The sequence below is a fragment of the Microbispora sp. H10949 genome, assembly GCF_014161435.1.
Classification (GTDB): domain Bacteria; phylum Actinomycetota; class Actinomycetes; order Streptosporangiales; family Streptosporangiaceae; genus Microbispora; species Microbispora triticiradicis.
This window is the reverse complement of record NZ_JABBWZ010000008.1, coordinates 133,670-157,772: the sequence shown is the minus strand read 5'-3', so window position 1 is coordinate 157,772 and position 24,103 is coordinate 133,670. Positions and strand designations below refer to the sequence as shown.

Below are 24,103 nucleotides of genomic sequence, written 5' to 3'. Positions count from 1 at the left end.
CCGGCGGCCGTCGTGAGCGACCTGTTCGCGGGCCTGAGCGGCGACACCTACGACCGCGTCTACGGCAACCGCCGCCTCCTCGGCCGCATTCTCCGCTACCTGCGGGCACAGCGCGGCGCGATGCTCGGCTCCGCCGCCCTCGTCGTGGGATCCGCCCTGCTGACCGCCGCGGTGCCGGTGGTCATCTCCCGCATGATCGACCAGGTCGGGGACGGGACCGGGCTGGGCGTGCGGCTGAGCCTGTTCGTCGTCGCGGCCGCGGTGCTGGCCTGGGGCATGAACTGGGCGCGCCAGGCCCTGGCGGCGTGGCTGGTGGGTGGGGTCGTGTACCGGCTGCAGTGCGAGGCCGCCGACGCCGCGCTCGCCAAGGACGTCGCCTTCTACGACGACAACTCGGTCGGGAAGGTGCTCAGCCGGGTCACCGGCGACACCGAGGGCTTCAGCTCGGTCATGACCCTCACCCTGAACCTGATCAGCCAGATGTTCCTGGTGCTGCTGCTCGGCGGCGTGGTGTTCTGGATCGACGTGGACCTCGGTCTGATCATCCTGGCCACGCTTCCGCTCCTGCTCGCCGCGGCGCTGGCCTTCCGCAGGCTCGCCAGGATGGCGGCGTCCGCCACGCGGCGGGTGATGGCCAAGGTCAACGCGACCGTGCACGAGTCGATGCTGGGCATCTCGGTCGCCAAGAGCTTCGGCCGGGAGAGGGCCGTCTACCGCGACTTCGACGAGGTGAACCGCCTGTCCTACGCGGTCTACGTGCGGCAGGGCCTCATCTACGCGGTCATCCTCCCGGTCCTGACGCTGCTGGCCGGTCTGGCGACGGCGGTCGTCGTCTACCAGGGCGGACGCTTCGCGGTGCTCGGCAGGCTCTCCCCCGGCGAGTGGTACTTCGCCCTTCAGGCGCTCGGCATGCTGTGGCAGCCGGTCACCCAGGCGGCGTCCTTCTGGAGCCTGTTCCAGCAGGGTCTCGCCGCCGCCGAGCGGGTCTTCGCGCTTATCGACAGCGACCACGCCGTCGTCCAGCACGGAAACGAGCCGGTGACGCGGCTGGACGGCGAGATCGAGGCGCGCGGACTGCGCTTCGGCTACGCGGCCGGGGCCGCCGTGTTCCACGATTTCGACCTGCGGATCGCCGCCCGGGAGACCGTGGCCGTCGTCGGGCACACGGGCGGCGGGAAGTCCACCCTAGCCAAGCTGATCGCCCGCGCCTACGACTTCCAGGAAGGCGAGCTGCTGGTCGACGGCCGCGACGTGCGCTCACTCGACCTCGGGGCGTACCGGGGGCGCGTCGGCGTCGTCCCGCAGCACCCGTTCGTCTTCGCGGGCACGCTCGCGGACAACATCGCCTACGGCAGGCCGGGAGCCGGCCACGCGGACGTCGAACGCGCCATCGAGAGGATCGGTCCCCAGGTGTGGTCCCGCAGTATGCCGATGTCCCTGCACGACACGCTGAGCGCCGGCGGCCAGGGGGTGTCGGTGGGGCAGCGGCAGCTCATCGCCCTCGCCCGGATGTTCCTCAGGGAGCCGGACATCGTGATCCTGGACGAGCCGACGGCCAGCGTCGACCCGCTGACCGAGCGGGACATCCAGAACGCGCTGTCCCGGCTGTTCACCGGGCGGACCGTGCTGGTGATCGCGCACCGGCTCTCGACGATCCGGCGGGCCGACCGCATCCTGGTCATGCACGAGGGCCGGGTCGCCGAGGACGGCGGATTCGACGAGCTGCTGCGCCGCGGCGGCCGCTTCGCCGGCCTGTACGCGACGTACTACGCCCATCAGGAGCCGGCGTGACCGGGCGGGCGGCCGGCGGCTGCGCTCCGCACCCTCCGGACTTCGAGCGGATCCAGCGGGAGGCGTCGGCCGCGGGCGCGCGGTGCGTCGTCGGCGCCGTCCTCGTCAACCCGCTCGGCGAGGTGTTCCTGCAACGGCGGGCTCCCCACGTACGGCTCTACCCCGACTGCTGGGACATCGTCGGAGGGCACGTCGAAGAGGGCGAGACGCTGTGCACGGCGCTCGCCCGCGAGGTCGAGGAGGAGACGGGCTGGCACCTGCTCCGGGCGGACCGGGTGGTGGACGTCTTCGACTGGAGCGGCGGCGACGGCGAGCGCAGACGCGAGATCGACGTGCTCGCCACGGTCGCGGGTGACCTGGCCCGCCCCCGTATGGAGCGGGACAAGTTCGTCGAGGCACGCTGGCTGGACAAAGCGGCGCTGCGTCAGCTGGCGTCGTCCTCCCGGGAGACCGGCATGATCGACCTCGCGCTGCGGGCCCTCGCCATGTGCGAGCCGCCCCCTTCGTAGAACCCCGCGGCGCAGAACCCCGCCGTAGGACTGCGCCGCAGGGCACCGCGCGTTCAGGCGGGTGGCAACCCGGGCCCGCCCGGGGCGAGCGTACCGAGGAAGTGCCGGTAGAACCGGTCGGCGTCGACCGTACGGGCGCACCTGACGGCGCGGCCGCGGCTGTCCCTGACGGTGCGCCCCTGGCTCTCGCCCTGCGCGACCACGTCGCAGCGCACCGTCTCGAAGGCGCAGATGCCGGGCTCGGCGAGGTAGGAGGCGGTGAGACTGTCCCAGAGGCAGTAGGCCAGCCCGGTGGTCTCCAGCGTTCCGAACGTCAGGGCGAGCAACGATCCGGCCAGATCGCTGAGGTGGTCGCCGTAACTGCGGCCGAAGGTCCGGGCGAGCTCCGCGGTGACCGGCACGCGGTTGGTCACGTCCAGGGGGAACATCGTGATGGGGACGGCGGAGTCGAAGACGCGTTTGGCGGCGCCGGGGTCCCAGAAGAGGTTCCACTCGGCGGTGCCGTCGTGACCCGGTTGCCTGACGTTGCCGTCGACGTCGAGGGCTCCGCCCATGAACACCACCTCCTCGATGCGGGACTCGACCTCCGGGTGGTTCTCAAGGCACCAGGCGAGGTTGGTCAGCGGGCCGGTGGCGAGCACGGTGACCGGGTCCGGAGCCCGCGTCAGCCAGGCGGCGAGCTGCTCGTGCGCCGGAGGACCCTCCGCTCCGGCGGTCGTGTGGTCCTTCTGGTTGAGCACGGGTAAGGCGTCCGCCCGCAGGGCGTCGATGCGCCAGGCGAGCGGGAACGGGTTGCGCCCCGGCAGCACTCCCACGGCCGTCGGCACGTCCTCGCCCGTCAGGTCGAGGATCTTGCGGGTGGCCGACAGGGCCGGTGCGGGGAGGCAGTCGGCCGGGGTCACGGCGATTCCCCGCAGGTCGACGTTGTCGTACTGGGTCAGCAGGAGAAGGGCGAGCAGGTCGTCCGGAGCGCCGTCGTGGTCGAACAGGACCCGGCGGGCGCGGGGGGTGGTGTCAGTCACGGCGCCTCACGAGATGGAAGGAGAAGTCGGTGCCCCTGTGGTAGTCCTCCGAATACAGCAGCGGCCGCCCGGCGCTGTCGTGGTGGGTCTGGACCAGCAGCAGCCAGGCGCCGTCGCGGGGGCTCGCGACGCGTTCCGCCTGCGTCTCGTCGAGCGTGACGGCGCGGACCTGGGCGACCGCGTAGGCGACGTTGTGCCCGTGCTCGGCGAGCAGCCGGAACAGCGACCCGGTCCAGTCCACCTCGTCGAGCGGACGGGCGATGAGGGACCGGGGGAACAGGTCGACCGAGTAGAGCAGCGCGTCGTCCTCGTGGCGGCGCAACCGCTCCAGCCGTACGACGGCCTCGCCGGGCGGGAGCTGGAGCAGCTCGCGCTGGTGCCGGTCCGGCTCCGCCGCCGCGATGTCGAGGACCGTGTTGTCGGCCGTGTGCCCCCGGCTGGCCAGCATCTCCGTCACTCCCTCCAGGCGGGTCAGCGGACGGTCGAGGCTGGGCTGGGACGTGAGGTAGCGGCCGTCGCCGTGGCGGGCCTGGATGAGGCCCTCCTGCTCCAGCAGTTTGAGCGCCTCCCTGATGCTGGTGCGGCCGACCTCGAACAGGACGATGAGCTCGTTCTCCGACGGCAGCCGGTCCCCGGGACGCAGTCCCCGTTCGGCGATCAGGGCACGCAGCCGGTCACGTACCTGGACTGCCAGGGTGGGGTGTCGTCTCACCGGGGTTCTCCTGCCCGGACGAGCCTTGGAGCGGGGCGATGCCGAGCTCTGAGGCGGATGGGTAGCTGGGAGCGCAGAAGCGGCGCGTGACCGACACCGCCGCCACCCGGCAGGCGAGCCTGACTCCCTGCGCCACGCTCGCGCCGGCACGCAGCGCCGCCGCCAGGGCTCCGGTGAAGGCGTCACCCGCTCCGGTGGTGTCCACGGCGTTCACGCGCGGCACGCCGATCAGCATAGTGCCGTGGTCTCCGGCGATCTCGGCGCCCCGTTCACCAAGGGTGACGACCACGGTCCGCCCTCTGGTCCTGGGCAGCAGGGACTCGGCCGGAGAGACGCCCTCGTCACTCCCTGCAGCCGCCGGGCGCGCCTCGTCCGCAGGCCCGGTCAGCGCGGCCAGCTCGCCGTCGTTGAGCACCAGCACGTCGGCCCGGCGGAGCAGCTCCTCCCCGATCTCGCTGAGGAACGGCCCTGCCGGGCTCGGGTTGAGCAGGACGCGTACGCCGGGCGGGGCCGCGGCGGCCGCCGCGGCGGAGGTCGCCACGGGAATCTCGCCCTGGAGCACGAGCACCGAACCGGGCCGCAGTCCGGCGGCCGCGTCGGCCGCCCGGGAGGGGGGAAGCAGGTCCGCGGCCCCCGGCCACGTCATGACGATCTGCCCGCCCCGCTTGTCGACGTAGACGAAGCTGCGCCCGGTCGCGACGCCGTCGATCGCGGCGCAACCGCCGGTCTCGATCCCGTCTGCCCGCAGCGCGGCCAGCGCCGCCAGGCTGTCGGCGTCGTCTCCCAGGCCGCCGACGAACCTGGTTGGAGCTCCCAGCCGGGCCGACGCGACGGCCACGTTCGCCGCCTTGCCGCCGTGCGCGGTGGCGTAGCCGGAGGCGCCGACGCTCTCGCCCGGCCCCGGCAGGTGGTCGCCGAACATGTAGAGGTCCACGGTGTAGGCGCCGACTGCCAGCACGGTCACGAGCCGAGGCCCAGCGCACAGGGTGCGATGCTGTCGGCGTCCACGGTGACGTGCACGTCGGGATGGCGGTGCGCGAGGGTGACCGGCAGCAGCACGTCGGGCTCGGTGGTGAGCAGCAGGACCCGCACGATGTACCGCTTCCAGGCTCCGCCGTCGGTGACGAGGTGCAGCCTCCGGGCGGAGAGGATCTCCGCCATGCCGACGGTGATGGCCATACGCGGGATGGCCTGGGTGTAGCCGCCGGTCACGCGGTGGGAGTGCGCCACGATCGTGTCCTCCAGCAGCGGGACGATCCGGGTGGTGGAGGCGGCGAACTCCTCCAGGCTGTAGTGGTGCCAGCGGGTCGTGGGGGGTTCGTTGAAGGCCAGGTGCCCGCGGTATCCGAATCCGGCGAAGCAGGTGTCGGCCCCGCCCACCTGTCGCAGCCGTTCGGCGTAGGCGTCGGGGTCGAACACGTCGGGGTAGACGACGTTGCCGGGGTCCGGCCTCAGCTCGGGATCCAGCAACTGGTAGAGGTTGCGGTCGCAATAGCCGCGGAAGCTGAAGGGGTGGGACGGATCCACCGGCCGGCCCTGCCAGTCGAGGAACTCGTCCATGTGGAAGGCGAACACGTCGGCCCAGCTGATGCGTTCCTGGTTGCAGATTTCGGCGAGGATCGGGTAGTGCGCCTTCGGGCCGACGGGGAGGATCCAGCGGGTCGGCTCCCCGCGCAGGTTGTTCTCCCGCAGTTCGTCGGCCATCTGGCGGGCAAGCCGGTGGTAGAGCTCGGTGGTGTCCTTGTACACCGTCAACGGGTGACGGGCGATGGCCGTGAGATCGTCGGCAGGCATGGTCAGTTGCTCGTCGGTCAGCTCGCCGGAGGTGCGGGGGTACGGATAGTCGTCGCGGCGGGCGCTCGCGGCCATGTCGCTGCTCCTCACAAGACGTCGGAAAGCAGGAATCGGGACAGGACGTTCCGGGTGATGCGGCTGATGTCGCCCTCGCGGGCGGCGAGGCTGGCGACCCAGTTGACGGAGCCCACGGAGAAGACCGCGCCGCCGCCGCCGAGCCTGCGCAGGGTCATGTCCGCGCGTACGGTGTCCCCGTCCGGGGAGGCGTCCTCCGCGGCCGGCTGGTAGTAGTGGCCGTGCCCGCCCGCGGACGTGGCGAGCACCAGGGTGCCGGGAGGGGTCCCGAGTTCCGGCGCGGCGCGGTCGATCTCGTCTCCGGCGGCGCCGCCGAGCGCGAGCCCGTAGGCGCCCACGACCTCCGTATCGACACCGTCGAAGATCCAGGCCGCCTCGTCGCGGTAGCTGTCGGGCAGGCGGGTGTATCCGGGCGCCGGGCCCCAGCCCTGGGCGGCGAAGCCGACGCCGAGAAGTTCCTGCGGCGGGAGTCCCTGGAGGCGCCAGAGCCCGCCGGGCTCGCCATTTGAGGTCAGGACGTCCTCGCCGGGCTCGTTGTCCCACCAGTCACCCGTGCCGCGGCGGCGGACCTCGATGGCGTACGGGTAGCGGGGGTCGACGCCCGTGACCCAGTAGAACCCGTTGCCTCCGAGGTACATGAGGCGCCCGCCCCCGGACACGTACGCGCCGACTGCCGCGCGCTCCGGAGCGCTGATGTATTCGGGGTGGCTGCCGGTCATCACCACGCGATAGCCCGCGAGGAGGTCGGCTCCGCCCGCGTGCACGTCCTCGTCGGCGAGGACGTCGAAGGCGAACCCTTCGGACCGCAGCCAGCGCAGCAGCAGGATGTCGGCGGAGAAGTGGCGTGGCGCCCCCGTCATCCACCAGACGTAGTCGGCGGTGTAGTTCAGCACGGGGCGGCGCCTGGAGGAGTAGTAGACGGCCCCGCCCTCCAGCCTGCTGTCGTACAGGGACAGCCCGAGCTCCCGGTGCCGGTTGAGGTAGGCGTCCACCGGGGAGAGCGTGATCCGGCGGGTGGTCACCCGCGAGTAGTCGCCGAAGTACTCGGCCTCGCTGGACTGCCGGTGGTTGGCGTAGGCCGTGTAGGTGAAGGTGGGCAGGACCACCGCGAGCGGGCGGGACGCCGGCTCGTGCGGCGGCCCGGGAGGACGGACGATCAGCGGGGCGACGAACGACCGGCTCCCGCCCCGCAGCCGGATGCCGAGCACGGTCGAGGCGGTGTCGCCGGGGACGGTCAGCGCGCAGGTCTCCGGCCAGCGTGCGTCGTCGAGGTCTTCGGGGCTCAGCTGCACGGCGGTGTGGGCGGGTTTCCCGGCGTCGCCTTCCGGGCCGGCCAGCCCGGCGAGCGGCCGGTTGACCGCCCGGGCGTGGTGCCCGTTCCCGCTGACGTCGGGCACGAGGGGGTCGCCGGGATCCGCCGAGGGGTCCCAGAGAGCCACCACGTCGTCGCCGACATGCCCGAGCAGGCCGGCTCCCGTGGTCAGGCCGAGCAGGGGAGCGCACGCCTCCCCGGTGAGGAGGCTCCTCGTCAGCAGGGGGAGGGCGATGCGTCCGATGTAGGGCGAGTCGCGCCCGGGTCCCGCGCCGAGCCGGAGCGCCCCGGTCCCGGCGGGCGGAGGCGGTGCGTGTCCCGTCGCGCGCACACTCTCCCCTCCCCCGCCGACGGTGAGATGGACGGTCGTCGTGGCCGGCGTCGCCTCCCAGGCCGCCGCCACCAGGAACCACGAACCCTCCCGGACGCCCGAGGACGCGCGGCCGTGAAGGCGGCCGGACGGCGTGCCGACGCTCACCTCGGCCCTTCCCTCCTCGTCCAGGGCGAGGAGCAGCCGCCATTCCCCGGCGGTCAGGTCCGCCAGGACCTGCCTCGTGCCCAGCCGGTGCGGGCGGATCCACAGCGCCAGGCTTCCCCTGGCCGGCGTAGGCACGGAGGGCATCTCCAGGTGCGAACCGATCTCCAGGGGCCGCGGCTCGACGGAGACCGGCGAGGCCGGGGTGAGGACGGCGTCCGTGACGAGGTCGACGAGGTCGACGTCCACGGTTCCCCGCGGGCCGCTGCCGTACACGGACACGGTCTGCCCGGGCACGGCCGACCAGACGTCGGCGTACGCCATCAGGTGGGGTTCCGGCTCTTCCGTCATGGGTCAGGCACCTCCTCGTCGGTAGGGGACGCCGACGTAGGCCGGCATCCGGAGTCGCTGGGCGGTCGTGACCAGGACCAGGAGGGTGGCGAGGTAGGGCGTGGCGTAGACGAGCTGGGTGGGGACCGCGTCGGTCGTCTGGAAGACCGCGAAGGCGGTCATGCCGAGCAGCGCCATCACCCCCGACAGACGGGGACGGCGGCGCAGGCCGACGATCGCCGCCATCCACAGCAGCACGGCGGCGAGCAGGATCAGCACGTGCACGGCGGTCGACTGGCGCAGTTGCAGGGCGTCGGCGTACCCGAACAGCAGCGCTCCGCCGACGGTGCCCGCCGGCCGCCAGTTGCCGAAGATCATGGCGGCGAGCCCGATGAAGCCCCGGCCGCCGGTCTGACCCTCCCGGTAGACGTTGGAGGCGACGGTGACCAGGTAGGACCCGGCGAGACCGGCGAGCCCCCCGGACACCAGCACCGCCCAGTACCGCATCCGCTGGACCGGGACCCCGAGGGAGTCGGCCGCGGCGGGATGCTCCCCGGCCGCGCGCAACCGCAGCCCGAAGGCGGTGTGCCACAGCACCAGCACGCTGCACAGGACCAGCGCGACGGCGAGCACGGTGAACCAGGAGACGTCGTGGAGGAACCCCCGCAGAATGCCGCCGGCATCGGAGAGCAGGAACCAGTGCGTCTGTTCGAGCCGTCCGAGGAGGTCCGGCGTGCCCCAGCCGCCCGCCAGGACCGGCAGGCTGATCGTGCCGATCGCCCCCCGGACGGGAGGCGACTGGGTGGCGCCCGCCCCGGGCAGGCCGTTGAAGGCGACGACGCACAGGAACCGCGCGACCCCCACCGCCAGGATGTTGACGGCGACTCCGCAGACCACCTGGTCCACGCCGAAGGTCACGGTGACGACGGCGTGGAGCAGGCCGGCCAGCACGCCGCCCACCACGCCGGCCAGGACGCCGGCCCAGACGCCGTACGCGTAACCGGCCCAGGCCCCGCAGACGGTCCCGATGATCATCATGCCCTCGATGCCGAGGTTGGCCACGCCCGCGCGCTCACTCCACAGGCCGCTCAGACCGGCGAGCCCGATCGGAACCGCCAGGCGGAGTGTGGCGCCGACGACGCCGGATCCGGTGAGGGCCTCGGTTCCGGTGAGGGTCCTGACCATCGATACCGCGAGCAGGACGGCGACCACGGCGAGCACCGGGCCCACCACATGAGGGCGGCGCCACCAGGGCCGCGGCGTCGCCGCCCTCATGCGGCGGGTCCGGCCGGCGTGGCGGGGGCGGTCGGCGTGGCGGGGGCGGGGGCCCCTTCGCGGACGAGTCGCGCGGTGCGCCTGCGGTCCATGCGGCGCGCCAGTTCGTGGGCGACCACGACGCTGATCACGATGACGCCTTGCATGATCGTGACGATCTCCTTCGGGATGCCCTCGATGTCGAGGATCAGTGCCGAACGCTCCAGGAACCCGAAGAGCAGGGCGGACAGCGCGATGCCCAGAGGGCTGTTGCGGCCGAGCAGCGCCACGGCGATGCCGGTGAACCCGGCGCCGGAGGGGAAGTCCACGCCGTAGCGATAGGTGTTGCCCAGCAGGTCCGGCAGGCCGGCCAGCCCGGCGAGCCCGCCCGACACGAGCATCGTGATGATGATCATGCGGCGTGGGTCGATGCCGTGGGCGTGGGCCGCCGCCGGGTTCAGTCCGCTCATCCTCAGGTCGTAGCCGTACAGGGTGCGGGTGAGCACCAGGTGCACGCCGACGCCGAGGACGACCGCTCCCAGCACGGCCCCGCCGAGGTGCGCGCCCGCGGGAAGCGAGACCCCGAGAAGGGCGAGCAGCCCGTCGAGCTCGGGCAGGCGCGCCGAGGGCGGCAGCTCAGGGGTCGATCCGGTGGCGCTGCCCGCCGCGAACACCTCGGCCAGCAGGAAGGCGATGACGGCGGTGGCGACGTAGTTCAGCAGGAGCGTGGACAGCACCTCGGAGACGCCGCGCCACGTCTTGAGCACGGCGGCGATGCCGGCCCACAGGGCGCCGGCGAGCACGGCGACCAGGCAGACGACGGCGAGGTGCAGCGGCCCCGGCAGATCGAAGGACGTGCCGGCCGCTGCCGCGAGCAGCGCCGCGAAGCGGTACTGCCCTTCGACGCCGATGTTGAAGAGGTTCATGCGGAAGGAGACGGCGACGGCGAGACCGGCGAAGAAGTAGATGGCCGACCGGTTGACCGCGGAGACGAGCGAGTCAGGCCGTACGCCGAACTCCAGCATCGTCAGGTACGTCCGCGACGGCGAGGCGCCGACCGCGGCGAGAACGGCCGTCGAGACGGTGAGCGCGATCAGCAGTGCGAGCGCGGGGGCGGCGAGCGTGCTCGCCACTCCCCAGCCCGTCCGGGCGGGCCTCATCGGTTCTCCGCGGCCGAGTCGACGGGCTCCGGTTCGGCGCCCGTCATCATCCGGCCGAGGCGCTCCACGGTCAGCTCCCCGACGGGGACGGCGGGGCTCAGCCTGCCGCGCAGCATCACCTGCACCCGGTCGCTCAGGCCGAGCAGCTCGTCGAGATCGGCGCCGACCAGCAGCACCGCCAGACCGTCGTCCCTGGCGTCGCGCAGCCGTTCCCAGATGACGGCCTGGGCACCGACGTCCACACCGCGGGTGGGGTGGGCGGCCAGCAGCACCTTGGGCCGACCCCCGAGCTCCCTGCCGACGACCAGCTTCTGCTGGTTGCCTCCCGACAGCGCGGCGGCGGGTACGTCGACAGAGGGCGACCTGATGCCGAACCCGGCGACGAGCCGGCCGGTCGCGTCCCGGGCCGCCTTCCTGTCGACCCGCCACCGGCTGCGCCGGCGCAGCTCCTCGCTGCCGAGCATGGCGTTCTCCCAGAGCGTCGCGGGCAGCGCGAGCGCCTGGCGGTGGCGGTCCTCCGGGATGCAGGCGAGCCCCAGCCGGCGGCGGCCCCGCGTGCCGAGGTGGGTCGCCTCCCGGCCCGCGATGTGCAGCGAGCCTCCCGACACCGCGCGGATTCCCATGATCGCCTCGATCAGCTCGGTCTGCCCGTTGCCCTGGACCCCCGCGATGCCGAGGATCTCCCCCTGCGCCACCTCCAGCGTCGCGTCCGCGACGGCGTCGGCCCGCAGGCCGCGCAGCCGCAGGACGACCTCCCCGCCTCCGCCGCGCCGCCGCGCCGCCGGCGCCGGCAGCTCCCCGCCGACGATGAGCCGGGACAGACGGCGGGGATCGGCCTCCGCGGTCGCGAAGGATCCCACCGAGGCGCCCGCGCGGATGACGGTGATGTGGTCGGAGACGGCGAGCACCTCGTCGAGCTTGTGCGAGATGAACACCACGGCCAGTCCCTGCGCGCGCAGTCCGGCGAGGCTGCCGAACAGGGCCCGCACCTCGCCGGGCACGAGCACCGCGGTGGGCTCATCGAAGATCAGCACGCGGGCGCCGCGGTAGAGGACCTTGAGGATCTCGACGCGCTGCCGCTGCCCCACGCCCAGGTGCTCGACGGTGGCGTCGGGATCCACGTCGAGGCCGTAGCGCTCACTCACCTCCCGCACCGCACGCCGGCCTGAGCGGCGGTCGAGCAGGCCCCAGCGGGTGTTCTCGGCTCCGAGGATCACGTTCTCCAGCACGGTCAGGTTCTCGGCGAGCATGAAGTGCTGGTGGACCATGCCGATCCCGGCCGCGATGGCGTCGGCGGGTGACCGCAGCCGGACCGTCTCGCCGTCCAGCAGGAGCTCGCCTTCGTCGGGCTGCTCCTCTCCGTACAGGATCCTCATGAGCGTCGACTTGCCCGCGCCGTTCTCCCCCACCACCGCGTGGATCTGGCCAGGGTGGACGGCGAGGTTCACGTCACGGTTGGCGACGACGCCCGGATAGCGCTTGCCGATGCCGCGGAGCTCGACGAGCGGAGGTGGTTCGTGGATGGCGTGCGGGGACATCGGACCTCCAGACTCGCCCCGTCGCGGTGTCGCCGGCGCGGACGTCAGCTGGGCGAGACGGGCACGGTGATCTCGCCCGCGATGATCTGCTTGCGGAGCTCCTCGATTCGCGGCTCGGCGTCGCCGAGCTCGCCGCCGGTCGTGGTGTAGCCCACTCCGCCTTCCTTGAGCCCGAACTCCTGCAGCCCGTAGACCGGCTTGCCCGCCGCCGCGTCCTCGATGATGCGCAGCACTGCGACGTCGAGTTGTTTGGTGGCGCTGGTGAGGATCACGTCGGCCAGCCCCTGGCCGACCGTCTTGCGCTGGTCCACGTCGACCCCGATCGCCCACTTGCCCGCCGCCTTCGCCGCCTGGAAGACGCCGAGCCCGGACGCGCCGGCGGCGTGGTAGACGATGTCGGCGCCGTCGTCGTACATCCCGCGGGCCGCCTCCTGCGCCTTGTCCGGCGAGGAGAACCCGCTGAAGTCGGGCGGCTGGGAGAGGAACACGCTGGAGATGTGGATGCCGGGTTTGATCTTCCGGGCGCCGGCCGTGTATCCGGCGATGAACTTCTCCTGGGGAGGTGTCTGCACGCCGCCGACGAAGCCGATCCGCCCGGTGGACGACTTGAGGGCCGCCGCCGCTCCCACCAGGTAGCTCGCCTGCTCTTCCCGGAAGGTCACATTGGTGACGTTGGGCAGCTTCACCGTCGCGTCGTCGATGATGACGAACTGGGTGTGGGGGAAGGCGGGCGCGACCTTCGCCAGCGGCTGGGCGTAGAAGAAGCCGACGGCCAGGACGGGATTGTGTCCTGTTTCGGCCAGCAGGCGCAGGACCTCCTCCAGGTCCGACCCGGCCGCGTTCGGACTGAGCTCCTTGGCCGACACGCCCAGCTTCGCCTTGGCCTGGTCGACTCCGGCCCCGACCGAGTCGTTGAAGGACTTGTCTCCGCGCCCGCCCCGGCTGTAGGCGACCCCGACAGTGATCTTCGCGGCGCCGGCCCGGCTCTCACCGGAGGCCGGGCCCGCGGTGGTGCCGCCGCCCGTGGCCCCGCAGGCCGCGACCACGGACAACGTCAGACAGGTGGTGAGCAGTCGAGCGGCGAACAGTCGGGGCATGCGTCACCTCATATGTCGTTGCGCCCGCGCCGGGGCACGGGCCCCGGGCCCTGCCTCCCGGGGCGCAAAGGATCTCGACTCCGGCGACACCATGATGGGCACTCGTCAGACAAGCGTCAATACTCATCAGACAAGCCGGAACGCCCTTCGTTCACGTGCAGCTGGGTTGCGCCGGTGCGGGGCGACCTGTCCTCGACGACCCTTCGTTCGGGGTACACGATCCGCAGCAGGACACCGGTCATGGCGGTCGTGACCAGGGCCATCAGGATCATCAGGGAATACAGCCGCGGCGTCAGCACGCCGAGCTCGAGCCCGACGATCAGCACGATCAGCTCGGTCAGGCCGCGAGTGTTCATCAGGATGCCGAGGACCGCCGAGTGGCGGGGACGTACGCCGGTGATCCGCGCGCCGAGGTACGCGCCTCCGAACTTGCCGGTGACCGCCACGAGCAGGATCAGCGCCAGCTCGCCGAACGCGACCGTGTCCAGCCGGGACAGATCGACCTTGAGACCGGCGGCCATGAAGAAGACCGGCAGCAGCACGACGGCGCAGATTCGCTCGATCCACGGCAGGACCCGCTCGCGCAGCGCCGAGACGCCCTCACGCGGCATGGCGACGCCGAAGAGGAACGCGCCGAAGATGGCGTGCAGGCCCATCCAGCTGGTCGCCTGAGCCGACAGCAGCAGCCCGGCCGCCCCGGCGACCAGCACGACGCCGGTCAGCGGGCCGGACACCGGACGGCGGGCGGCCAGCCGGGCCAGCAGCGGTCGTACCACCCCCAGCAGCACGGCGGCGAAGGGCACCACGAACAGGACGCGCCACGGGTGACCACCGCCACCCGCCAGCGCCGCCACGACGGCGAGGAGCGCCCACGCGAGCACGTCGCCCACCGCGGCGCAGGCCAGTGCCAGCCCGCCGATCGGCGTGTCGATCAGGCCTTTGTCGGTGAGGATCCGGGCCAGGACGGGGAACGCGGTGACCGCCATCGCGGCACCCATGAACAGCACGAACGCGACCCGGTCGCCGGTCCCGCCACCGCCGGCGAGGTAGAGCGCCAGCAGGGCGCCGAGACCGAACGGCAGCAGCATCGCGCATACCGACACGACGGAGGCCGTACGACTCTGGCCGCGCAGCAGCGTGTGGTCCAGGTGCAGGCCGATGAGGAACATGAACAGGCAGACGCCGATGTCGGCCAGCAGGGTCAGCGACGGCCGCACCTCGGCGGGAAAGAGCGTCCTGGGTATCGCGCCACCGAACAGCGTCGGCCCGAGCAGGATGCCGCCCACGATCTCGCCGATGACCGCGGGCTGGCCGAGCCGGCGGGCGAGCATGCCGAGCAGCCACGCCGTCACGACGATCACCGCGAGGCCGAGAAGCAGCGGCGCGACGGTGTGCGGGCTCATAGGACCACTTCCTTCCGGGTGTGGGCGCCGTCGAGCACGGCCGTGCCGCCGTGACGAGTACGGCGCGAGCGTGCGGTGCGCGGTGACGCGCACCTGGTCCCCCGTCCGGTCCGGGCGAGGAGTGGAACGCGGACTGGAACGCGGAGTGGAACGCGCGCGAGACGGAACGGGCGCCCGAGGCCGCGCACACCACCGCGCGTCCGTATCAGGCGCCCCGGACGACCCGGGCGTCGGTTCGACGGGTGACGGGTCGACGGGCAGGGGTTCGACGGGCAGCGGTTCAACGGAGGGCGGTTCGACGCGTGGGAAAGGAGCCGCGAGAGCATTCCCGACCCATTCAGACGGCGGCCTGCCCCTTGGTCGGGTCAGCGGTGCCGGCGGCCGCGGAGAACGGAATGTCCTGGAACTTCCGGTGCACCGGGGTCCCGGCCGGATGGTCCCCGAACGACAGCGTCGTGGTCATGCTTCTCGCTCCTTACTGCCGGATCGATCCAGGGTGCAGTAGCGATACAGCTCGATGACGTGCGGCAGAACGGCCGGGTTCGCGCAGGTGACGGCGAGCTTGGTCATCGTGCCAAGCGAAGTACTCGCCGCCGTTTCACCCGGAAGTGCGGTTCGATGATGATGCTGAAGTCTTTTGCGGAGATTGTCCATGGCCTGGGGGCGGCGTCGTCCCGTCTCGTCCGGAAGGGCGAGTGGGCTTTTCACACGAGGCGCCGAAAGTTTCATACGGGGAGAGTTCTCCGCCGGCCGCCGTCGCACGGCTGACCTGAAACGCGACGACTTCCCCTTCAAATGGACTGCACATGCAGTCAGGGCGTGTTTGACGCCTTTACGTGCGCTTTTCTAGCGTCTCGTGACGTCCGGCCCCACCGGTCCCCACCAGATTGGACGCTGCATGAGACGGCTCGGCATGAAGCTCATTCGCCTGGCCGTCGCCGCCGGCACCGTCGTCGCCGCGGTCGCGCTCGCGACGCCACCCGGAGCGCAGGCCGCCGCCGGAGACGGGACACCGACCGACCCCAACATCCGCTTCGTCGGCCGCTGGGACACCCGCGACAGCGCCGCCTACGTCCCCGGCTGGGCCGGCGCCTACCTCACCACCGGGTTCACCGGCACCACGGTCAAGCTCAAGCAGCGCAACACCATCGACCTCTACTACAGCATCGACGGCCGCCCCGACGTCTACCTGCAGAACGTACGGGGCACGGTCAACCTCACCGCCACCCCGCTTTCAGCGGGCAACCACACCCTGCGCGTGTCCTACCGGGTGGTGGCCGGCTCCTATCACGGCGACGCGGTGTTCCAGGGGCTGGTGCTCGACTCAGGCGCACGCACCCTGCCCGCCCAACCTGCCAAGGGCATGGTCGAGTTCGTCGGCGACTCGATCACCGTCGGCACCACCACCTCGAAGAACGCCCTCACCGCGTACGGATGGCTGGTCGGCGAGCAGCTCGGACTGGACCACATGCAGGTCGCCGAGGGGGGCGCCTGCCTGGTCAGCACCGCCGACGGCTGCGTCGGCCTGGACCGCCGCTTCGTGAAGGTCAGCGCCGCGGACGGCGCCGTCGACCACGACTTCACCCGATACCAGGCGGACGTCGTCGTGATCAACCTCGGTACCAACGACGCCGGTCACGGGGTGTCCACGACGCAGTTCCAGGACTCCTACGTCGGCCTGCTGCGCACCATCCGAAGCAAATACCCGAAGGCCGCGATCCTGGCCCTGCAGACCTTCCGCGGGCGGTTCGTCCCGCAGACCCAGGCCGCGGTGCAGACCGTCAACAACACCGGCGACCGCAACGTCTTCTTCGTCGCCACCGACGGATGGGTGCCCTCCGACGGCCTGTCCGACAGCGTCCACCCCAACGACGCCGGACACCGCGCGATCGCGGCCAAACTCGCGCCGATCGTCGCCGCCCACCTCGCTCCGCCCACCTCCCCCACCCCGACGCCGAGCCCGAGCCGGTCGCCGAGCCCGACGCCCTCCGTGTCGCCCAGCCGCACGCCCACTTCCACGCCCTCGGCGACGCCCAGCGCCACCCCGAGCGGCCCGGCCGGCGCGTGCGCCGTGCACTACACCGTGACCAACCAGTGGCCCGGTGGCTTCCAGAGCGAGGTACAGGTGACCAACACCGGCGGCAGCACCCTGAACGGGTGGGCGCTCGGCTGGAGGTTCTCCGACGGCCAGCAGATCAGCCAGGGCTGGAACGGCACCTTCACCCAGACCGGCGCGGCCGTCACCGTCACGAACCCCACATGGAGCCCCGCTCTCGCGCCCGGCGCCTCCGCGACGGTCGGCTTCACCGGCACCTCGAACGGCGCCAACTCCACACCGGCCTCCTTCACCCTCAACAGCGCCGCATGCGCGCTGACCTGACGCGACCCGGCTGATCATGCGGCGGCCGTACGACCTCGTTGCAGTCGCCGGCCCGCTGAGAAGCACCCTCGCCCGCTGACCGACCGAGCGCCCGCCCGCCCGAGAAGGAGAGAACCGCAGATGACCATGTTCCGACGGCGCGCCGCCACGGCGATCGCAGCAGCGGTAGCCGCGCTGACGGGGGCGCTGACCTTCGCGGCGGCGCCGAGCGCCGGCGCCGCCACCGGCTGCGCCGTCACCTACCGGATCACCAACCAGTGGACGGGTGGTTTCGGCGCGGACGTCACCGTGACGAACCTCGGCGACACGATCAACGGGTGGACGCTGACCTGGACCTTCTCCACGGGCCAGCAGGTCACCCAGGCCTGGAACGCGACGGTCACGCAGACCGGGGCGAACGTCACCGCCAAGAACGTCGACTACAACCGCACCATCCCGGGCAACGGGTCGGCCAACTTCGGGTTCAACGGGTCGTGGAGCTCCGCCAACCCGGTGCCGACGAGCTTCGCGCTCAACGGCGTCACCTGCACCGGCGGGGTCACCAACAGCCCCAGCGCCTCCCCGACCCGCTTCCCCAGTCCGAGCCCCAGTCCGAGCCCCAGTCCGAGCCCCAGTCCGAGCCCCAGCGCGACGCCGAGCGCGAGCCCGAGCGCGACACCCAGCACCACCCCCGCCCCCAGCAAGATCACAGTCTGGCTGGCCGGCGACTCCACCGTCGCCAACAGCTCCGGCGACCCCATCGTCGGCTGGGGCCGCGAGCTCGGCCAGTACCTCACCGCCAACGCCACCGTGACGAACAACGCCGTCGGCGGCCGCAGCATCCAGACCTGGTTGTACGAGTCGGCCGTCACCAGCAACATGAACTCCTCGGGCGAATGCATCCTCAGCTCGACCGCCTACGCAGCCCGCTGGCAGTCCATGCTCGACGCCTCCACGGGGATGAAGACCGGCGACTACCTCTTCATCCAGTTCGGCATCAACGACGGCTCCCCCACCTGCCCCAGGCACGTCGGCTCCGCCCGCTATCGCGAACTCCTCACCGCCATGGTCCGCGCCGCGAAGCAGCGTGGCGCCAATCCCGTGCTGGTGACTCCCGTTGCCGCCCTGACCTGCAGCGGAAGCACCGCCACGCCCAACCGCGGCTACCTGACCGAGACCTTCGACGTCGGCTCCGCCACCGGCACCCCGGTCGTCGACCTCCACAAGCTGAGCTACACCCTCTACAACAGCCTGCGCTTCTGTCCGTACAGCGGCGACTACACCTCGGGCCCGGTGGGCGCGTTCTTCGCCAACGACCACACCCACTTCGAGGCGTACGGCGCCCGGCAGATCGCCGGTCTCGTCGCCGGAGCCGTACGCGACCAACGCCTCGGCCTCGCGGCATACCTCCGGTAACAGCCCGAGCCAGCCAGAACCAGCCCGGCGCCGCCACCAACCAGGCGGCGCCGGCTCGTACCGCCCGGACAGGGGCACGGTACAGCCGTACTTCACACCATCGAGGCCGCCGCTGACGTCATCCGCGACTGGGCGGCCAGTTTCGTGATGCCGGTCAAATGGAACACGGCGCGCTCTTCGACGCGCCCGACGAGTATGCGCCGATACTCCGATCGAGCGCCATGCGAGGTGGAGAGGATCAGGTGGTCAGCTCAGGTCGTCGAACTCGCCGTCCTTGACCCCGCCGACGAAGGCATCCCATTCGGACGGCGTAAACGCCAGAACCGGACCGTCCGGATTCTTCGAGTCGCGGACCAGAAACAACCGCCGGGCGTCCGCTTTGTGTTCCGTACCCGCCTCGGCAGCGTCGGCGACGGCGATCTCGACACAGTTCGAGCCGTTGCCGCTACGACGACTCTTTCGCCACGTGACGCGAGACAGGTACACGGACAACCCCTTGGCTTTCTCTCGGCAGGATCGCTCTTAGGACCCCTCGGCCAGCCGCGCGATGAGCCGCCTCGACTCGTCGGGGTCGAGCGCCATCGCTCGAAGATGGTCGAAGGCCAGCGAATACCGGTAGATCTCGGCATCGCTCTCGACGTACAGGTTACTTGTCGTGCCCTCGACGTACACCACATTTGGATCGTAGGTTTCACGGAATTCGAGCAGAGCGAAAGTCCCGGCTGTCGCGGGATGCGCGCCCTTGGCGAAGGGCAGCACCTGGATCGTGACGTTGTCCCGATCCGCGAACTCCAGAAGCCTCGCGTGCTGCTCGCGCATGATCGCCTCGGAACCGACCCTGCGGGTGAGCGCGGCCTCGTCGACAACCGTCCAGAACCGCAGCGGGCTCTCGTCCCGGAGCAGCAGCCGCTGCCGGGTCATGCGCACCTCCACCCGTCGCTCGACCTCGGCCGGGGAGGACAGGCCCATCAGGGCGGCGCGGATGATCTCCCGGGCATACTCGTCGGTCTGCAGCAGTCCGTGCACGATCATGCCGTCGTAGCTGCGGATGAACGCCGCGTCGGCTTCGAGCTGGATGTAGGCCGAGTAGTCGCTCGGCAGCGAGTCAGCGTAGGCGTCCCACCAGCCCCGGGTGCGGGCGGTCCTGGCCAGCGCGTGCAGGCCGGCCCGCCTGTCGTCGGCCAGTTCGTACAGGTCGAGCATGCGGGTGAGGTCCGGCGAGGTGATCCCGACGCGAGCCGTCTCGATCCTGGACACCTTCGCCGCCGACCAGCCGAGGCGCTCGGCGGCGTCCTCCAGGGTCAGCTCCTTGCGTTCGCGCAGCCTGCGCAGTTCGCCGGCCAGCCGTCTGCGCCGAACCGTGGGCCCACGCCCGTTCGTCACGGAAACCTCCCTGATCGTCACGCACAGTGTGCCGCCCTAGGAGGGACCACATCAGGGAAACCAACGAAGACGCCACATGGAGCAAATTTGCAATTTCGCTTGCCCCGTCGCTTCCGAAGGATGACCATCAAAGCGAGCCACTCACGTTGCGTTATCGATCGATGACCGAATGCGCTCAAACGGGTGCCAAGCTGGCGAGAAGGGGTCGAAGATGCGGACGGGCGACCATGGACATCAGGCTGTGAGGTCGGCCTCGTACCGGCAATCCACGGGCAGCTGGGTGGCGCCTGAGCCATACGCCGATCCCGGCTGTGCGGGTCTCCCGCAGCACTCGACGAAGGCGGTGGAACTGCTGGGACAGATCGACCTGCCCGGTGAGGCCGCGTCGGTGCGGAAGGCGCGTCACTACCTCCGGGTGCTCCTGGCCGAGACCGGCCACCCGCAGGCCGACTACGCCGTGCTGCTGGTCAGCGAACTCGTCGCCAACGCCGTACGGCACTCCGACTCGCGCCTGCCCCGCGGACAGGTGACCGTGACCGTCGCCCGACGCTCCGTAACACTCCACGTCGACGTCATCGACGCGGGCTCGGCCACCAGCTCACCCCGCGTACAGGTCGGCACCGACCCGGAGATGTGCACGGGCCGTGGGCTGTGGCTGGTCCAGGAGTTGGCGGTGGCCTGGGGCTGGCATGAGAGCAAGGCGGGGCGGGTGGTCTGGTTCCAGCTGGCGAGCGGCTGAGCGGCGACGATGGTCAGCCGGGGGCCGGTCGCGGCGCTCAGTCACCGAGGACTCCTCCGAATCCGAGTTCGCCTTCGGCGGGAGGGGGTGCGGAACGGCGCCGGAGTCGTGGCCACCCATTCGGGCCCGGGGCCGGGGCGAGCGTGAAGGACCCGGCGAGCCAGGTGGCGAGTTGGTCCCGGTCGATCAGCACCAGATCCGTGCCCGCCGCACATTTGACAGCGGGAACGGTGAAGCGAGCGGTCGTGACAAGGACGCCCCGGTGGCCTGGGTGGGCGTGCAGAGCACCCAGCAGGTCGCGTATTTCGGGAGCGCCGACGGATTTGCTCCACCGCTTGCACTGGACGACGAATGGCTGCCCGCCGGGCGAGATTCCGACGACGTCCACGCCACCGTCACCACTGCCCCCGACGCGATGCACCTTACGGAAGCCTTCGCGCAGAAGAAGAGCCTCGACCAGGGTTTCGAACTGACCGCCGGACATCCGGTCCACCTTTTCGAGGCGGGCGTTCTCCCTGATCCACTCCTGCCTCCTCGCCTCAAGCGCCCTGTAGCGAAACACGAGCGCTCCAGTCGCCCCGGCGACAAGCACGATCGTGACGCCGAGAGCCGGCAACCAGTGGGCGACGATGAGTTCGACGAGCCATTTCACGGCCAGGATGGCGGCAACCGCGGCGGCCAGCCAGAGAATCCAGCTCCCGTCGCCGCCCTTGCCCTTACCTCGTCGTCGTCTGGGCCGTCCCATAGGAAGCCTCCGGGGAAAGAGGAAGACATTCCCACTCTGCCAAATGGGGCTGACATTTCCGCGACTCAGCGGCCGGACCCACCAATAGCGCGCATAAGTCGATGGCGAGGGTGGGACCGCGTGTGACACGGTGTGGGCGTGTCTGAGCAGATCTTCCCGCCGCGAGGCGTGGACGAGGCGAAGCCGATCGCGCGCGATTCCCTGCCGCTGATTCGCCGCGCGTCGTCCGGGGACGCCGGGCACATCGCCGACGTGTTCCTCGCCGCCCGGGCCGGGATGACCTACCTGCCCCGCCTGCACTCCGACGAGGAGACCCGGGCCTGGATCGCCGGTGTCATGGTCCCGGCCTCGCAGGTGTGGGTGGCCGAGCTACACGGTGAGATCGCAGGCTTCGCCGGCCTCCGAAGCGGCTGGCTGGACCACCTGTACGTCACGCCCGCCGCCCAGGGTCGCGGGATCGGCACCGCGCTGCTCGGCCACGCCAAGAAGACAAATCCCCACGTGCTCGACCTCCATGTGTTCCAGCAGAATGACGGCGCCCGCCGCTTCTACGAACGGCACGGCTTCACCCTCGTCGAGGAACGGGACGGGAACGACAACGAGGAGAACCTCCCGGACGCCCACTACCGATGGCGGGGCACCGGCACTCCGGACGCATCCTGAACCTGCTCCGGGATGTACGCGACCGATGGGTCGCGTACATCCCAGTGGCCGCGGCGGACCGGTGGCCGCGGCGGACTCAGCGGAAGCGGCGGAGCCTGAGGCTGTTGCTGACGACGAAGACGCTGGAGAACGCCATCGCCGCACCGGCGATCATCGGGTTGAGCAGGCCCGCGGCGGCCAGCGGCAGGGCCGCCACGTTGTAGGCGAAGGCCCAGAACAGGTTGCCCTTGATCGTGCGCAGCGTACGCCGCGAGAGCCGGATCGCGTCGGCCGCCACCCGCAGATCGCCCCGCACCAACGTCAGGTCGGCGGCCTCGATGGCCACGTCGGTGCCCGTACCCATGGCGAGGCCCAGGTCGGCCTGCGCCAGCGCCGCGGCGTCGTTGACGCCGTCGCCGACCATCGCGACCGTCCGGCCCTCGGCCTGCAGCCTCTTCACCACGTCGACCTTGCCGGCGGGCAGCACCTCGGCGATCACCTCGTCGATCCCGACCTCGCCCGCGACCGTACGGGCGACGGCCTCGTTGTCGCCGGTCAGCAGCACCGGCGTCAGCCCGAGCGCGCGCAGTTCGGCGACGGCGTCGGCGCTGGTGGGCTTGACGACGTCGGCCACCACCAGCACCGCACGTGCCCGGCCGTCCCAGCCGACCGCGACCGCCGTACGGCCCGCGGCCTGTTCCTCCCCCAGTCTCTTCTCCAGCTCCGCGGGAAGGTGCTGGGACCATTCCTCCAGCAGGCGGGGCCGGCCGACGAGTACGGCGTGGCCGTCCACGATGCCCTGCACGCCGAGGCCCTCGACGTTCGCGAAGTCCTCCGGCGACGGCAGTGCGCCCACCCGCTCGGCGGCGCCGCGGGCGATCGCCTGCGCGATCGGGTGCTCGGAGGCATGCTCAAGGGCCCCGGCCAGCCGGAGCACCTCGTCGTGGTCCTCCCCTTCGGCCAGGTGGACCCCGGCCAGGGTCATCCTGCCCTCGGTGACCGTGCCGGTCTTGTCGAGCACGACCGTGTCGATCGCGCGGGTCGACTCCAGCACCTCGGGGCCCTTGATCAGGATGCCGAGCTGGGCGCCGCGGCCGGTGCCGACCAGCAACGCGGTCGGGGTGGCCAGGCCCAGCGCGCAGGGGCAGGCGATGATCAGCACCGCGACCGCGGCGGTGAAGGCCGCCCCGGCCCCCTCCCCCGTACCGAGCCAGTAGCCCAAGGTGGCGACCGACAGGGCGATGACGATCGGCACGAAGATGCCGGAGATGCGGTCGGCGAGGCGCTGCACCTGGGCCTTGCCGGTCTGCGCCTCCTCGACCAGCCGCGCCATCTGGGCGAGCTGGGTGCCGGAGCCGACCCGGGTGGCCCGGACCACCAGCCGGCCGCCCGCGTTGACCGTGGCCCCGGTGACGGCGTCGCCGGGCCGCACCTCGACGGGGACCGACTCGCCGGTGAGCATCGAGGCGTCGACCGCGGAGGCGCCCTCCTCGATCACGCCGTCGGTGGCGATCTTCTCCCCCGGCCGAACGACGAAGTGGTCGCCGGCCTTCAGCTCGCCGACGGGGACGCGCACCTCGCGGCCGTCGCGCAGCACGGCGACGTCCTTGGCGCCCAGTTCCAGCAGGGCCCGCAGCGCCGCGCCGGCGCGCCGCTTGGAACGGGCCTCGAAGTAACGCCCGGCCAGGATGAACGCGGTGACCCCGGCAGCGGCCTCCAGGTAGATGTCACCCGAGCCGTCGCTGCGGGAGATGGTCAGGTCGAAGCCGTGGGTCATGCCGGGCACCCCGGCGTCGCCGAGGAACAGCGCCCACAGCGACCAGCCCAGTGCGGCGATCGTGCCGAGCGACACGAGCGTGTCCATCGTGGCCGTGCCGTGCCGCAGGTTGGTCCAGGCGGCTTTGTGGAACGGCAGGCCGCCCCACACGACGACCGGGGCCGCGAGCGTCAGCGACAGCCACTGCCAGTAGGTGAACTGCAGCACCGGGATCATCGCCAGCGCGATCACCGGCACCGCGAGCACCACGGAGACCAGCAGCCGGGTCCGCAGGGCGGCGAGCTCGTCCGGCTCCGGGGGCGCCTGCTCCGGCTTGGGCGGCTCGGGGAGCTTGGCGGTGTATCCGGCCTTCTCCACCTCCGCCACCAGCGCCTGGGGGTCCAGGTCTTCGGGGAAGGTCACCTTCGCCTTCTCCGTGGCGTAGTTGACCGTCGCGGTCACGCCGTCCATCTTGTTGAGCTTGCGCTCGATCCGGTTGGCGCACGACGCGCAGGTCATGCCGCCGATCGAGAGTTCGACCGCGCCTGTCGGCCGGTCACCGGTGATGGAGGCCATCACCCCTCCTTTCCG

General features: G+C 71.4%; 21 protein-coding genes. 6 read left to right on the top strand and 15 right to left on the bottom strand.

All coding sequences use genetic code 11. The annotated features are described in order from the left end of the window. The first annotated feature begins 12 nt into the window (after positions 1-12). Positions 13-1,791, top strand: coding sequence for an ABC transporter ATP-binding protein (locus tag HHX40_RS22085; protein ID WP_220499445.1), 1,779 nt, complete (start codon positions 13-15; stop codon positions 1,789-1,791). Continuing rightward, complete coding sequence (locus tag HHX40_RS22080; RefSeq protein WP_182882143.1) at positions 1,788-2,300, top strand: NUDIX hydrolase; 513 nt, start codon at positions 1,788-1,790, stop codon at positions 2,298-2,300. The genes HHX40_RS22085 and HHX40_RS22080 overlap by 4 nt, the downstream gene beginning before the upstream one ends. A 53-nt stretch (positions 2,301-2,353) precedes the next feature. On the opposite strand, the gene HHX40_RS22075 is transcribed toward HHX40_RS22080, so the two are convergent. The 11 genes from HHX40_RS22075 to HHX40_RS37005 all read right to left on the bottom strand — a co-directional run bounded on the left by HHX40_RS22075 (position 2,354) and on the right by HHX40_RS37005 (position 14,935). Continuing rightward, positions 2,354-3,322 (bottom strand): nucleoside hydrolase, encoded by a 969-nt coding sequence (locus HHX40_RS22075; RefSeq protein WP_182882142.1) that lies wholly within the window; start codon positions 3,320-3,322, stop codon positions 2,354-2,356. Then, positions 3,315-4,034: a GntR family transcriptional regulator gene (locus HHX40_RS22070; protein WP_182882141.1), complete on the bottom strand. Its 720-nt coding sequence runs from the start codon at positions 4,032-4,034 to the stop codon at positions 3,315-3,317. Before HHX40_RS22070 ends, HHX40_RS22075 begins: the two co-directional genes overlap by 8 nt. After that, positions 3,997-4,998: a PfkB family carbohydrate kinase gene (locus tag HHX40_RS22065; protein WP_182882140.1), complete on the bottom strand. Its 1,002-nt coding sequence runs from the start codon at positions 4,996-4,998 to the stop codon at positions 3,997-3,999. The genes HHX40_RS22070 and HHX40_RS22065 overlap by 38 nt, the downstream gene beginning before the upstream one ends. Further along, positions 4,995-5,903, bottom strand: coding sequence for a 6-phosphogluconolactonase (locus tag HHX40_RS22060; protein WP_182882139.1), 909 nt, complete (start codon positions 5,901-5,903; stop codon positions 4,995-4,997). The genes HHX40_RS22065 and HHX40_RS22060 overlap by 4 nt, the downstream gene beginning before the upstream one ends. Before the next feature lie 11 nt (positions 5,904-5,914). Next, on the bottom strand, positions 5,915-8,041 hold the full coding sequence (locus tag HHX40_RS22055; protein ID WP_182882138.1) for a N,N-dimethylformamidase beta subunit family domain-containing protein: 2,127 nt from the start codon (positions 8,039-8,041) through the stop codon (positions 5,915-5,917). Positions 8,042-8,044: 3 nt separating this feature from the next. After that, the gene (locus HHX40_RS22050) at positions 8,045-9,295 is read right to left on the bottom strand and encodes an ABC transporter permease (protein WP_182882137.1); all 1,251 of its coding nucleotides are present in this window, start codon (positions 9,293-9,295) and stop codon (positions 8,045-8,047) included. Continuing rightward, positions 9,292-10,434 carry an ABC transporter permease gene (locus tag HHX40_RS22045; protein ID WP_182882136.1) on the bottom strand — a complete coding sequence of 381 codons (1,143 nt, stop codon included), beginning with the start codon at positions 10,432-10,434 and terminating at the stop codon, positions 9,292-9,294. Before HHX40_RS22045 ends, HHX40_RS22050 begins: the two co-directional genes overlap by 4 nt. Beyond that, a complete protein-coding gene (locus HHX40_RS22040; RefSeq protein ID WP_182882135.1) occupies positions 10,431-11,972 on the bottom strand; it encodes an ABC transporter ATP-binding protein in 1,542 nt (513 codons plus the stop codon). Before HHX40_RS22040 ends, HHX40_RS22045 begins: the two co-directional genes overlap by 4 nt. Before the next feature lie 44 nt (positions 11,973-12,016). Beyond that, positions 12,017-13,069 (bottom strand): BMP family lipoprotein, encoded by a 1,053-nt coding sequence (locus HHX40_RS22035; protein ID WP_182882134.1) that lies wholly within the window; start codon positions 13,067-13,069, stop codon positions 12,017-12,019. 116 nt (positions 13,070-13,185) lie between these two features. Further along, positions 13,186-14,472: a cation:proton antiporter gene (locus HHX40_RS22030; RefSeq protein WP_182882133.1), complete on the bottom strand. Its 1,287-nt coding sequence runs from the start codon at positions 14,470-14,472 to the stop codon at positions 13,186-13,188. Between the two features lie 337 nt (positions 14,473-14,809). Next, complete coding sequence (locus HHX40_RS37005) at positions 14,810-14,935, bottom strand: hypothetical protein (protein WP_259403831.1); 126 nt, start codon at positions 14,933-14,935, stop codon at positions 14,810-14,812. Between the two features lie 450 nt (positions 14,936-15,385). Here HHX40_RS37005 and HHX40_RS22025 point away from each other — a divergent pair, with 450 nt between their 5' ends. After that, a complete protein-coding gene (locus HHX40_RS22025) occupies positions 15,386-16,852 on the top strand; it encodes a cellulose binding domain-containing protein (protein ID WP_220499444.1) in 1,467 nt (488 codons plus the stop codon). Positions 16,853-16,972: 120 nt separating this feature from the next. Next, positions 16,973-18,247, top strand: coding sequence for a cellulose binding domain-containing protein (locus HHX40_RS35855; RefSeq protein WP_220499443.1), 1,275 nt, complete (start codon positions 16,973-16,975; stop codon positions 18,245-18,247). A 246-nt stretch (positions 18,248-18,493) separates the two neighbouring features. Here HHX40_RS35855 and HHX40_RS22010 read toward each other — a convergent pair whose 3' ends face one another. Together HHX40_RS22010 and HHX40_RS22005 are read right to left on the bottom strand one after the other, a co-directional pair. Next, positions 18,494-18,733 carry a DUF397 domain-containing protein gene (locus HHX40_RS22010; protein WP_182882131.1) on the bottom strand — a complete coding sequence of 80 codons (240 nt, stop codon included), beginning with the start codon at positions 18,731-18,733 and terminating at the stop codon, positions 18,494-18,496. Positions 18,734-18,769: 36 nt separating this feature from the next. After that, a complete protein-coding gene (locus tag HHX40_RS22005) occupies positions 18,770-19,630 on the bottom strand; it encodes a helix-turn-helix domain-containing protein (RefSeq protein ID WP_182882130.1) in 861 nt (286 codons plus the stop codon). 280 nt (positions 19,631-19,910) lie between these two features. On the opposite strand from HHX40_RS22005, the gene HHX40_RS22000 reads away from it, so the two are divergent. Beyond that, complete coding sequence (locus tag HHX40_RS22000) at positions 19,911-20,369, top strand: ATP-binding protein (protein ID WP_182882129.1); 459 nt, start codon at positions 19,911-19,913, stop codon at positions 20,367-20,369. Between the two features lie 37 nt (positions 20,370-20,406). Here the strand turns inward: HHX40_RS22000 and HHX40_RS21995 are convergent, their stop codons facing one another. Continuing rightward, positions 20,407-21,114 carry a restriction endonuclease gene (locus tag HHX40_RS21995; RefSeq protein ID WP_182882128.1) on the bottom strand — a complete coding sequence of 236 codons (708 nt, stop codon included), beginning with the start codon at positions 21,112-21,114 and terminating at the stop codon, positions 20,407-20,409. A 138-nt stretch (positions 21,115-21,252) separates the two neighbouring features. Between HHX40_RS21995 and HHX40_RS21990 the strand changes: the two genes are divergently transcribed. Beyond that, complete coding sequence (locus tag HHX40_RS21990; protein ID WP_220499441.1) at positions 21,253-21,777, top strand: GNAT family N-acetyltransferase; 525 nt, start codon at positions 21,253-21,255, stop codon at positions 21,775-21,777. A 76-nt stretch (positions 21,778-21,853) separates the two neighbouring features. Here HHX40_RS21990 and HHX40_RS21985 read toward each other — a convergent pair whose 3' ends face one another. Beyond that, complete coding sequence (locus tag HHX40_RS21985; protein ID WP_182882127.1) at positions 21,854-24,088, bottom strand: heavy metal translocating P-type ATPase; 2,235 nt, start codon at positions 24,086-24,088, stop codon at positions 21,854-21,856. Between the last annotated feature and the right edge of the window lie 15 nt (positions 24,089-24,103).